The sequence below is a fragment of the Streptacidiphilus monticola genome (assembly GCF_042658505.1).
Classification (GTDB): Bacteria; Actinomycetota; Actinomycetes; order Streptomycetales; family Streptomycetaceae; genus Streptacidiphilus; species Streptacidiphilus monticola.
In genome coordinates this window covers 26,394-36,981 of the sequence record NZ_JBHSQJ010000047.1, presented here as the reverse complement: position 1 = coordinate 36,981, position 10,588 = coordinate 26,394, and the positions used below count along the sequence as shown (strand labels likewise).

The following is a 10,588-nucleotide window of genomic DNA, read 5'->3' as shown; positions in this document are numbered from 1 at the left end:
CGACGCCCTCGCCGCACGCACCCGCCGCGCCGCGGTGGTCTGGGACCCGCACCCGCGCGGCGGCCCGCCCGTGCCCGGGGTCCGGCTGGCCACGCCCAACCGCGCCGAGGCGTGCGGCTTCGCGCCCGAGGTGGGCGGGCACGAACTCGCCGCCGACGCGCGGCGGGCGGCCCTGCTGGCGCAACGCTGGCGGGCCGGAGCCGTGGCCGTCACGCTCGGCGCGGGAGGCGCGCTCCTCGGGCGCGGCGCGGACAGCCCCATGCTGATCCCCGCGCCCTACGCGGCACCCGGCGATCCCTGCGGGGCGGGGGACTGCTTCGCCGCCACGACCGCCGCAGCGCTGGCCGACGGGCGGATCGCCGAGGAGGCCGTGGAGCGGGCGGTGCTCGCCGCGGCGGACTTCGTCGCGGCGGGCGGGGTGAGCGCCGCCAGGACCTGGACCGACGATTCGGCCGGGGATGACGAAATACCTTCCAGCGCCCAGGAGTTGGCTGCGTCGGTGCGAGCCCGGGGCGGCACGGTGGTGGCCACCGGCGGCTGCTTCGACCTGCTGCACGCGGGGCACGTGGGCCTGCTGGAGTCCGCCCGCCGACTGGGGGACTGCCTGGTCGTCTGCCTCAACTCCGACGACTCGGTGCGCCGCCTCAAGGGCGCGGGCCGCCCGCTCAACTCCGCCACCGACCGCGCGCGGGTGCTGCTCGGACTCGGCTGCGTGGACGCCGTCGCGGTGTTCGACGAGGACACGCCGGAGGCGGTGCTGCGCACCCTGCGTCCGCACCTGTGGGTCAAGGGCGGCGACTACACCGCCGCCGGGCTGCCGGAGGCGGCGGCACTGGCCGAGTGGGGCGGCGACGCCCTGGTGCTGCCCTACCTCGACGGCCACTCCACCAGCGCGCTCGCCCGCCGGGCGGCCCTGGCCACCGAGGCGACCCCGCCGTGACGGAGCGTCAGAGCGTCGTCGTCCTGCGCGCGCTGGGGCTGGGCGACCTGCTCACCGGGCTTCCGGCGCTGCGGGCGGTGCGCTGGTGGTGGCCCGCGCACGAGCTGGTGCTGATCGCACCGGAGCGGCTGCGGGAGGCGGCCCGGGCCACCGGGTGCGTGGACCGGCTGCTGCCCGCGCACGCCGCCGGACGCGGCGTCCCCGAGCCGCCCCCGTGGACCGGACCGCCTCCGGTGGCCGCGATCGACCTGCACGGCAGCGGCCCTGAGAGCCGCCGCGTCCTCGAACCGCTGCGTCCCGCACGGCTGTTGGCGTTCAGCGCGGTGGACGGCCCGACATGGCGGGAGGACGAGCACGAGCGCGAGCGCTGGTGCCGTCTGCTCGGCTGGTACGGCATCCCCGCCGACCCCGGCCAGACCCGGCTGGACCCGCCCGCCCGCCCCTCGCCCGCCCCCGGGGCCGTCCTGCTGCACCCCGGCGCGGACGCCGGGGCCCGCCGGTGGCCGCCCGAGCGCTGGGCCGCACTGGCGGCCGGGCTGCGCGACCGGGGGGTCTCCGTGGCGCTCAGCGCCGGAGCGGGGGAGTGGCAACTGGCCGACGGCATCCGGCAGTCGGCCGGGCTGCCGCCGGACGCCGTCTGCGGCGGCCGGGCCGACGTGCCGTTCGACGCGCTCGCCGCCCTGGTGGCCGGGGCCCGCGCCGTGGTCAGCGGCGACACCGGCCTCGCCCACCTCGCCGTGGCCCTGGGCACGCCGTCGGTGACCCTGTTCGGGCCGGTCTCGCCCAGCATCTGGGGCCCGCCGCCGTGCTCGCGGCACCTCGCCCTGTGGCGCCCGGACCCCGGTGACGCCGGGCCGCGCCCGGGAGACGCGCACGGTAGGGACCCGGACCCCCGGCTGCTGCGGATCACCGTGGCGGAAGTGCACGACGCCCTGGACTCCCTCGACGTGCTGGACGCCCTGCCGAGGCCGGTGGCCGCGCCATGAGCCTGGGGGTCGTCGTCATCACCCGCAACCGGCGCGAACGCGCCCTGGCCACCCTGGACCGGCTGCGGTCCCTGCCGGAACGCCCGCCCGTGGTCCTCGTGGACAACGCCTCCAGCGACGGCACGGGAGCGGCGGTGCGCAGCGGGCAGCCCGGCGTCGACCTGCTGACGCTGCGTCGGAACCTGGGCGCGGCCGCCCGCAACCTCGGGGCCGCGCGGCTCGGCACCGACTTCGTGGCCTTCGCCGACGACGACTCCTGGTGGGAACCGGGAGCCTGCGCGGAAGCCGCCCGCACCCTGGCCGCCCGGCCCCGGCTGGGGCTGGTCGCCGCCGCGACCTGGGTCGGTCAGGACCCGCCCCGGCCGGACCCGCTCAACGAGTGGCTGGCGGCGTCTCCGCTGGGCAGCGACGCGGGTCTGCCCGGACCGTCCGTGCTCGGCTTCCTGGCCTGCGCCGCCGTCGTCCGCCGGGAGGCCTTCCTCGGCGTCGGCGGCTTCCACCCGCTGGTGGGCATCGGCGGGGAGGAGGCGCTGCTGGCGATGGACCTGCACGCCGCCGGCTGGGAACTCGTCTACTGCCCGGCCGTCCGCGCCCGGCACGACCCCGACCCCGGCCCGAGGCCGGGCCGAACCGCTCAACTGCGGCGCAACGCCCTGCTCACCGCCGTGCTGCGGCGCCCCTGGCCGGTCGTCGGCCGCACGGCCGCCGCACTCATCCGCGACGCCGCCCTCCGGAGCCCGGAGGCCGCAAGGGCGCTGCGCGCGGCGGCCGCGGTGCTGCCGGTGGCGCTGCGCGAGCGGCGTCCACTGCCCGCCCGCACCGAGGCGGCGCTGGCCCGGCTGGAACGGCAAGCGAGGGCGGCCGGGTGACGGACCGTCGGGTGCCGGTCGTCGTGATCACCCACAACCGGTGGGCCGAACTGCTGCACAGCCTGGACCGGTTGGCCGAGCTGCCCGAGCAGCCGCAGGTGGTCGTGGTGGACAACGGCTCGTACGACGGCACGGCCGGCCGCGCCGTCTTCCGCGGCTGCGCCGCCGGGTCGTAGGCGCAGATGCCGTGAGCCCGGCCGCCGACGTGGGGGCGGCTGGGCCGGGCGGAGCGGTTGTGCCTCGGTGGGCTACTCGCGGAAGACGGCCTGCTGGACGTCGTTGGGGCCGTCGAAGCGGCTGGCGCCCAGGTCGGACAGCTTGGAGACGAGTGAGTCGTCGGCGCCGTTCGAGCGGGCGCACTCGACGAGTTCGTCGCGGTCGGCGGGGTAGTTCGCGCCCTTCAGGGCCTTCTGCAGATCGATGGGGCTGAGGTCGGCCATCAGATTGCCTCCTGCGCTTGCTTCTTCCCTGCTCAGCCGATGGTCCCCTCGCGGCTGCCCCACGCGCTCGGCGGCCATGCACCGACGGTCAGTTGGGCTTCTGACGTCGCGTCAGCACCGCCGCGCCCACCGCCACCGACGCCGCCGTCGCCGCGCCGCCCGCGGCCAGCGCCGTGCGGACGCCCGCGAGCTGCATGAACACGCCGAGGAACGGGGGGCCTGCCAACCCCCACACCGTGGACAGGCTGCGCCAGGTGCCCAGTACCCGCCCCCGAAGCCCGGGCGGGGGGTCGGTCTGCAGGATCGTCGTGACCGCCGTGTCCGCCATCGACTCCAGCACGGCCATCGGCACCACCAGCAGGACCAGCAGCAGCAGCGTCGGGCTCAGCCCGGCCAGGGCCTGGGCCGCGCCGCCCAGCGCGGTGACCAGGGCGACCAGGCGCACCGAAGGACGGCGCAGCCGTCCGGCCAGGACCGCGCCGGCCGTGCCGCCCAGGGCCAGCACGGCGGAGACCAGGCCGTAGCCCTGCGGACCGCCGTGGAGCGGGCCGGTGACCAGGGCGGCCAGCGTGAGGCCGTAGTTCCGGCCCAGCACCGAGCCGAGTGCGGCGAGCGCGGCCAGCGCCAGCAGGCGTCGGCGGGTACGGAAGTACGACAGGCCGCCCCGCGCGATCGGCGCCTCCTGGGGCGCCTGGGCAGTCTGCTCCGTCCGGGCCGGGAGGCGCAGCAGCGGGATGACCGCCGCCACGCACAGGAAGGAGAGACCGTTGGCGGCGTACGCGCTCGCCGGGCCCAGTACGCCCATCAGCACACCGGCCAGGGCGGTGCCCGCCAGGCGGCCGGTGCTGCTGACGACCGAGCCGACCGCGATGGCGGAGGGCACGTCCTCGCGGGGGACCAGGTCGTTGCCCAGCAGTGCGCAGGCGGGGCCTTCGACCGTGGCCACCAGGCCGGTCAGCACCGTCAGGACGAGCAGCAGGCCCACGGTGACCAGGCCGGAGGCCACCAGGCCCGCCGTGGCGAACGCGATCAGCGCGAGGGCCAGCTGGCTCAGCGCGGCCGTGCGCTTGAGCGGCCAGCGGTCCACAGCCGCTCCGCCCGCGAGGCCGAGGAGCAGCCCCGGGGCCACCTGCAGGGCGAGCGACAGGCCGGTGAGCGCGGCGGACCCGCTGAGCTGGAGGACCAGCAGGTTCTGGACCGTCAGCTGCATCCAGGTGCCCGCGTTGGAGACCAGGTTGGCCGCCGACCACCAGCGCATGCCGGCATGCCGCAGGCTGCGCCACGGGGCGCGGCTCGCCGCAGCGGCGGGAGGCGCGGTCGGGGCGGCGGGGACGGAGCGCTGGCGGGGGATGCGGACAGCGGACCGGGGCAGGGCAGGGGGAGGTGAGGACTGGGGCACGGCAGGGAGTTCCGGGGGCAGCAAGCGACAGGGAAGGCCACCCGGCATCTGCGGCGGGCCGACGCCCACTATGCCCAGTGCCCGCCCCGTTCCGAAGCGTCCCGACGTGCGGTGTCCGCCACGCCGGTCAACTCGCCCACCGGACAGGAAGGATGGCAGTGGGTGTCGTTGGTCACAGCAGGTCGGGGCGGTGGTCCGGAGGAATGAACCGGGACGGTTCGGGCAGCCGCCCGGTGTCCGCCGACGGACCGCGGCGCGACCGCGTGCCGCGGTCCCGACCTGCCCTCGACAACCGCGCACCGGCGCGGGGAGGAGTACGCCCATGGATCTTCGGACGGACCGCATCGCCGAGCCCTGGGGCGCACGGACGCCCTATCCCCGCGGTGGCCGCTGGCCCGTCCGGGTGGACAGCCACCTGGCGCCGGGGCTGACGCCCGATCAGGTGGAGCGCTGGGTGCCCGCGGCCTCCCTGCTGCACTCCAACGGCGACGCCATGGAGATCGCGGTCGCGGACGGGCGCATCGTCGGTGTCCGGGGACGGGCCGGGGACCGGGTCAACCACGGGCGGCTGGGACCCAAGGACCTCTACGGCTGGCAGGCCAACGCCTCCCCGGACCGGCTGACCACCCCGCTCGTGCGCGAGGGCGGCAGCCTGGTCCCGGCGACCTGGGACGCGGCCATGGAGCTGATCGCCGACCGCACCCGTGGCCTGCTGGCGGAGCACGGACCGGGCTCGATCGGCTTCTACACCACCGGGCAGCTCTTCCTGGAGGAGTACTACACGCTCACCGTGATCGCCCGGGCCGGGATCGGCACCAACCACCTGGACGGCAACACCCGGCTGTGCACGGCCACCGCCGCCGAGGCGCTCAAGGAGACCTTCGGCTGCGACGGGCAGCCCGGGAGCTACGCGGACGTGGACCACGCCGACGTGATCGCCCTGTACGGCCACAACGTCGCCGAGACCCAGCCGGTGCTGTGGATGCGGATGCTGGACCGGCTGGAAGGCGCCGACCCGCCCCGGCTGCTGTGCGTGGACCCGCGCCCGACGCCGGTCGCCCGGCTGGCCGACGTGCACCTGGCGCCCCGCAGCGGGACCAACGTCGCCCTGCTCAACTGCCTGCTGCACGAGCTGATCCGGACCGGCCGGATCGACCGCGGCTACCTGGACGCGCACACCGTCGGCTTCGCCGAGTTGGCCGCGATGGTCGAGCCCTGCACCCCGCAGTGGGCCGCCGGGATCTGCGACGTCCCGGTGCGGGACCTTGAGGAGGCGGCCGAACTGATCGGCGGCTGCGAGCGGTTGCTGTCCACCGTGCTCCAGGGCGTCTACCAGTCGCACCAGGCCACCGCGGCCGCGTGCCAGGTCAACAACATCCATCTGCTGCGCGGCATGCTGGGCCGGCCCGGCTGCGGCGTGCTGCAGATGAACGGGCAGCCGACCGCGCAGAACACCCGCGAGTGCGGGGCCAACGGCGACCTCCCCGGGTTCCGCAACTGGGAGAACGACGAGCACGTCGCCGACCTGGCCCGGGTCTGGAACGTGGAGCCGCAGACCATCCCGCACTACGCGCCGCCGACCCCGGCCATGCAGATCTTCCGTTACGCCGAGCAGGGCTCGGTGCGGATGCTGTGGATCAGCGGCACCAACCCCGCGGTCTCGCTGCCCGAACTCGCGCGCGTGCGCGCCGTGCTGGGCCAGGAGCGGCTGTTCACAGTGGTCCAGGACCTCTTCCTGACCGAGACCGCGCAGCTGGCCGACGTCGTCCTGCCCGCCGCGACGTGGGGGGAGAAGACGGGGACGTTCACCAACGCGGACCGCACCGTGCACCTGAGCCGGAAGGCCGTCGAGCCCCCCGGGCAGGCCCGGCCGGACCTCGACATCCTGCTCGACTTCGCCCGGCGGATGGACTTCCGCGACAAGGACGGTGGCCCGCTGGTGAGTTGGCACGACCCCGAGTCGGCCTTCGCGGCCTGGCAGCGGTGCAGCGCCGGCCGGCCCTGCGACTACACCGGCCTGAGCTACGCCCGGCTCGCCGCGGGCGGCGTGCCGTGGCCGTGCACGGCGGATGCCCCGGACGGCACCGAGCGGCTCTACCGGGACGGTCCGGCCTGGGCGGCGCCCGACGTCTGCGAGAGCTACGGCAAGGACCTGGTGACCGGGGCCTCGGTCAGCGAGACCGAGTACCGGGCGCTCAACCCCGAGGGCAAGGCGGTGCTCAAGGCCGCCGAGTACCTGCCGCCGCACGAGGACGTCAGTGGGGAGTACCCGCTGCGGCTGGCCACGGGCCGCACGCTCTACCACTTCCACACCCGCACCAAGACCGGACGTGTGCCCCAACTGCAGGCGGCGGCACCGGAGATGTGGGTGGAGATCGGCGCCGGCGAGGCCGCGCGGCGCGGCCTCGCCGAGGGCGACGTGGTGGATGTCGCCACGCCGCGCGGCGCGGTCCGCGCGCGGCTGCGGGTGACCGCCATGCGCGACGGCGAGCTGTTCCTGCCCTTCCACTACGGCTACTGGGACACCCCGGGCGGTGACCGGCCCGGCGGGCCCGAGGCCGGGCGGGCGGCCAACGAGACCACGATCACCGACTGGGACCCGGTCTCCAAGCAGCCGCTGTTCAAGTCCGGGGCGGCCCGGATCACCCTGGTCCGCTCCGGCGAAGGCGTCCCCGCCCCGGCCCCCACGACCACCGCGTCCGCACCCGTCCGCCCCGACGCCGCGCCGGCCACGGCCGGCGGTCCGGCCGCCGAGGCGGACCAGCAACTCGCCGACGCGGCACAGGAGGTGAGCGGACCATGAGCGCCCTCAGCAGGCTGCTGAAGGACCTTTACCAGGGCGAGGCCGAGCTGGAGCGGCAGCTCCACGAGGTCGCCGAGCGCCACCGCACCGAGCACGAGGTCCACCACGTGGCGCTGGACGTCAGCCGCTGGTGTCGCCGCCACCGGGAGCTGCTGGCACACACCGCCCCCGGGTACGGGGCCGACCTGCCCGCCGCGGAGAGCGAGGAGACGCCCGGCCCGCTGGCCGCGCTGCGGGAGAAGGCCGCCGAGGCGCTCGGCCGCCGGCCCGAGCCCGGGCTGCTGCTCCTGCACGACCTCACCGAACTCCACCTCGCGGCGGCGCGCAACAGCCTGCACTGGGAGATGCTCGCGCAGGCCGGTCAGGCCATGAAGGAGCAGCCGCTGCTCGAACTCGCCTCCCGCTGCCACCCGGAGACGCTGCGTCAGATGCGCTGGACGAACACCCTGGTGAAGATCCTCTCGCCACAGGTCCTCACCAGCACCTGACCCGATGGCCCGGCCCGCCCCGGGCCTTGGCCCGGCCCGCCCTGGGCCGGGGCCGGTGGGTGGGCGTTTGCGCTGCGCCCTAGGTGCGCGCTGACAGCGGCCGGCCTGGGAGCGCCCGGCGGGACCGGCGGGGTTCGACCGTTTGCTCCGCCCCGCCCCGGGCCCCGCCCCGGGCTTCGCCCAGCCCCGGGCCCCGGCGGCCCCGGCCCCGGGCGGAGCGGACGGCCGGGAGGCCGCCGTTCGGGGTGCGCAGCGGCCCCCGCCCCGCCCCGGCCCGCCCCGGGCCGGGGCTGGTGGGCGGGCATTTGCGCGCTGCGTGCGCACTCAGTGCCCGGCATAGGAGTGTCCGGTGTGGGACTGTCCGGTGTGGGAGCGGCGGGGTTTGACCGGTGGACCGCCCCGGCCCGCACCGTTCCGGGTCCTGGTCGGGGTCGGTGGGTGGGCATTTGCGGCGCTGGGTGCGCGCTGACAGCGGCCGGCACGGAGTGTCCGGTGGGAGCGGCGGGTTTGCCCGGGCCCCGGCCCGCCCCGCTCCCCGGGTGCCGGGCAGCGGTGTGGGCGGGTGGTGCGGGCGGGCTGGGGCACCGTCAGCCGCGCGGCGGGTCAGCGGGGGGCTCCGGGCACGCGCAGCGCCAGCACCGCGACGTCGTCCCCGAGTTGCCCGTCCAGGCCGGCCACCAGTTCGGCGACGAAGGTGTCCAGCGGTTCCCGGGCGAGGGAGGCCGCGTGCCGGCGCAGCCGCGTCAGCCCGTGGTCGAGGGGTTCGCCGCGGCGCTCCACCAGGCCGTCGGTGTACAGCACCAGGGTGGACGCGGGAGGCAGCGGCGAAGTGAGGCTCCAGCGGACCTGCTCCGGGTCCACGCCCAGCATCAGGCACTGGGCCCCGTCGAGCAGTTCGGTGTCCCCGTCGCGGGAGACCAGCAGGGGCGGCGGGTGTCCGGCGCAGCTGAAGTGGAGCTGCCACGGCCCCTCCGCCCCGCCCTGCACCAGCGCGTACACGCAGGTCGCCGTCGACTGCAGGTGCAGGTGGTGCACCGCCAGGTCCAGGCGCCGAAGGATCTGCTCCGGCGGTTCCTGCCGGTCGCAGGCGATGCCGCGGAGCATGTTGCGCAGTTGGCTCATCGCCACCGTGGCCCGCAGGTCGTGGCCGGCGACGTCCCCGATGATGAGCGCCGGGTCGCCCTGCGGCAGCCGGAAGCAGTCATACCAGTCCCCGCCCACCTGGGCCGCCGCCTGCGCGGGCGTGTAGTCGGCCGCGAGCTGCAGGGGGGCCACGTCCGGCAGCTCCGGCAGCAGCGACAGCTGGAGCCGCTCGGCGATGCGGTGCGCGCTGCGGTGCAGCCGCGCGTTGTCGACGGCGAGCGCGATCCGGTGGGCGAGGTCCTCGACCAGGGGCAGATCGCCCTCCTCCAGCTGCGGCCCGGGGCGGGTGCGGGCCACCGTCAGCGCGCCGAGGACGTCCCGGCGGCTGCGCAGCGGGGCCAGGATGGCGGAGCGGGCCCCGAGTTCCCGGAACAACTCCAGTTGCCGCAGGGCTAGTTCACCGGACGTCAGCTCCTCCGGTCGCAGCGCCTCCGGGCCGAGCAGCAGCGGGCCCGCGCCGCGCAGCACCCGTGCCAGCGGACGGTCCGCGCGGTCCGGCGGGAACGGCAGCGCCCCAAGGAAGTTGCGGGTGACCACGGACTCGTCGTGGTGGCTGACGCAGGCGCGCTCCAGCCCACCGGCGTCGTCGACGACGTCGAGGCAGCACCAGTCGCCGAGCCGGTGCGTGATGATCCGGCCGACCCGGTGCAGCGCCTCGCGCAGGTCGAGGGTGCTCGCCAGGGCGCTGCCCGCGTCCGCGAGCAGGGTCAGCCGGTCCAGCGCCTGTTGCAGGACCTCGTCCAGGTCGTAGTCGCCCACGTTCCGCGACTGCCCCGGCGTGGTCGCGGGCACACCGGGTAGCCGCCCGGGGACCGGACGGCAGGCACGGGCACGGAGGTGGTCGCTCATGGAGGGCGGAGCGCGGCAGGCGGCGGTGGTGACCGGAGGGTCGCGGGGCCTGGGGCTGCTGCTGGCCCGTCACCTGGCGGAGGCGGGCTTCGGCGTGGTCATCTGCGCCCGCGATCCCGAGAGGCTGGAGACGGCGGCCGGGATGCTGCGTGAGCAGGGCGCCGAGGTGGTGCCGGTGGCCGTGGACATCACCGACGCGGACGCCCCGCAACGGCTCCTGGACGCCGCCATGAAGCGGTTCGGACGGCTGGACATGCTGGTCAACAACGCCGGCGTGATCCAGGTCGGGCCGGCCCGCACAGCCGGCGAGGAGGACTACCGCGAGGCCATGGAGACCATGTTCTTCGCCCCGCTCCGGCTGACCCTGGCCGCGCTGCCCGAACTGCGGCGCACCCGGGGGCGGATCGTCAACATCACCTCGGTGGGCGGCCGGATCGCCGCTCCGCACCTGCTGCCCTACGTCGCGGCCAAGTTCGCGGGCACCGGCCTGTCCGAGGGGCTGCGCGCCGAACTCGCCCGCGACGGCGTCAGCGTGACCACGGTGCTGCCCGGGCTGATGCGCACCGGCTCGCACGGCGCGGCCCGGTTCCAGGGCCGGCAGGAGGCGGAGTACGCCTGGTTCGCGGCCGCCGCCTCGATGCCGCTGCTGTCCACGGACGCCGAGCGGGCGG

At 76.2% G+C, this 10,588-nt stretch carries 9 protein-coding genes and 1 pseudogene; 7 read left to right on the top strand and 3 right to left on the bottom strand.

Annotation, left to right across the window (positions count from 1 at the left end; translation table 11 throughout):
• The 4 genes and pseudogenes from ACFP3V_RS12245 to ACFP3V_RS12230 all read left to right on the top strand — a co-directional run.
• Positions 1-940: PfkB family carbohydrate kinase (locus tag ACFP3V_RS12245; protein WP_380582946.1), on the top strand; the 940-nt coding region annotated here is incomplete at its 5' end.
• Complete coding sequence (locus ACFP3V_RS12240) at positions 937-1,926, top strand: glycosyltransferase family 9 protein (RefSeq protein WP_380582944.1); 990 nt, start codon at positions 937-939, stop codon at positions 1,924-1,926. The genes ACFP3V_RS12245 and ACFP3V_RS12240, both read left to right, overlap by 4 nt.
• The gene (locus tag ACFP3V_RS12235; protein WP_380582942.1) at positions 1,923-2,795 is read left to right on the top strand and encodes a glycosyltransferase family 2 protein; all 873 of its coding nucleotides are present in this window, start codon (positions 1,923-1,925) and stop codon (positions 2,793-2,795) included. Before ACFP3V_RS12240 ends, ACFP3V_RS12235 begins: the two co-directional genes overlap by 4 nt.
• Positions 2,792-2,932 (top strand): annotated as a pseudogene (locus ACFP3V_RS12230) (glycosyltransferase); the annotation flags it as partial. The gene ACFP3V_RS12235 and the pseudogene ACFP3V_RS12230, both read left to right, overlap by 4 nt.
• Positions 2,933-3,043: 111 nt before the next feature.
• Here ACFP3V_RS12230 and ACFP3V_RS12225 read toward each other — a convergent pair.
• Positions 3,044-3,235 (bottom strand): DUF2795 domain-containing protein, encoded by a 192-nt coding sequence (locus ACFP3V_RS12225; protein WP_380582940.1) that lies wholly within the window; start codon positions 3,233-3,235, stop codon positions 3,044-3,046.
• 88 nt (positions 3,236-3,323) lie between these two features.
• Positions 3,324-4,493 carry an MFS transporter gene (locus ACFP3V_RS12220; protein ID WP_380582938.1) on the bottom strand — a complete coding sequence of 390 codons (1,170 nt, stop codon included), beginning with the start codon at positions 4,491-4,493 and terminating at the stop codon, positions 3,324-3,326.
• Positions 4,494-4,956: 463 nt separating this feature from the next.
• Here ACFP3V_RS12220 and ACFP3V_RS12215 point away from each other — a divergent pair, with 463 nt between their 5' ends.
• On the top strand, positions 4,957-7,437 hold the full coding sequence (locus tag ACFP3V_RS12215) for a molybdopterin oxidoreductase family protein (protein ID WP_380582936.1): 2,481 nt from the start codon (positions 4,957-4,959) through the stop codon (positions 7,435-7,437).
• Positions 7,434-7,925: a hypothetical protein gene (locus ACFP3V_RS12210; protein ID WP_380582934.1), complete on the top strand. Its 492-nt coding sequence runs from the start codon at positions 7,434-7,436 to the stop codon at positions 7,923-7,925. The genes ACFP3V_RS12215 and ACFP3V_RS12210 overlap by 4 nt, the downstream gene beginning before the upstream one ends.
• Positions 7,926-8,528: 603 nt before the next feature.
• On the opposite strand, the gene ACFP3V_RS12205 is transcribed toward ACFP3V_RS12210, so the two are convergent.
• A complete protein-coding gene (locus ACFP3V_RS12205) occupies positions 8,529-9,860 on the bottom strand; it encodes a PP2C family protein-serine/threonine phosphatase (RefSeq protein WP_380582932.1) in 1,332 nt (443 codons plus the stop codon).
• A 55-nt stretch (positions 9,861-9,915) separates the two neighbouring features.
• On the opposite strand from ACFP3V_RS12205, the gene ACFP3V_RS12200 reads away from it, so the two are divergent.
• Positions 9,916-10,588, top strand: a 673-nt coding sequence (locus ACFP3V_RS12200; protein WP_380582930.1) for an SDR family NAD(P)-dependent oxidoreductase, incomplete at its 3' end; no start/stop codon positions are given.